Here is a 629-nt window from a genome sequence, read left to right as displayed (position 1 = left end):
CCCGCATCCTGCAGCGCATCGACGGCGACGCGCTCGACGATGCGATCGGCGCCTGGCTCGCCGTCCGTGACCCGCAATCCGCGCAGGACGCATCCGGGCAGTGGCGCCGCTCTCTGGCCGTGGACGGCAAGACGGTGCGGGGCGCCCGCCGTACCGACGGCACCCAAGTCCACCTGCTCGCCGCGATGACCGGCGCGGGCCTGGTCGCTGCCCAGCGCGAGGTGGACGGCAAGACCAACGAAATCACCGTCTTCCGGCCGTTACTCGCCGACCTCGACCTGGCGGATACCGTGGTCACCTTCGACGCCCTGCACTCCCAGACCGCGCACGCCCGCTTCCTGGTCGAGGACAAGAAGGCCCACTACATCGCCGTAATCAAGGCGAACCAGCCGCTGCTGCAGCAGCGCCTGAAGCGCCTTCCCTGGCGGGACGTTCCACTGCAGGGCAAGACCCGTGCCACCGCGCACGGCCGAGACGAGATTCGCCGGGTCAAGACCGCCACCGTCGCCGACCTGGACTTCCCGCACGCCGCACAGGCTGTCCAGATCGTGCGCCGTCGTCGCATCGTCACCACCGGCAAGGTCACCCTCGAACGCGTCTACGCCGTCACCGACCTGGCGGACGAACAG

Annotated in this window: 1 protein-coding gene; it reads left to right on the top strand. The window is 69.8% G+C overall.

What is annotated here, in order from left to right; genetic code table 11:
• Positions 1–629, top strand: a 629-nt coding sequence (locus N4G66_RS45260) for an ISAs1 family transposase (RefSeq protein WP_261710163.1), incomplete at both ends; no start/stop codon positions are given.

It is taken from the genome of Streptomyces rhizosphaerihabitans (assembly GCF_025399795.1).
In the GTDB taxonomy this organism is placed as follows: Bacteria; Actinomycetota; Actinomycetes; order Streptomycetales; family Streptomycetaceae; genus Streptomyces; species Streptomyces rhizosphaerihabitans.
Note: the sequence above shows the minus strand (reverse complement) of the source record. Positions and strands in the feature narration are given on the sequence as shown.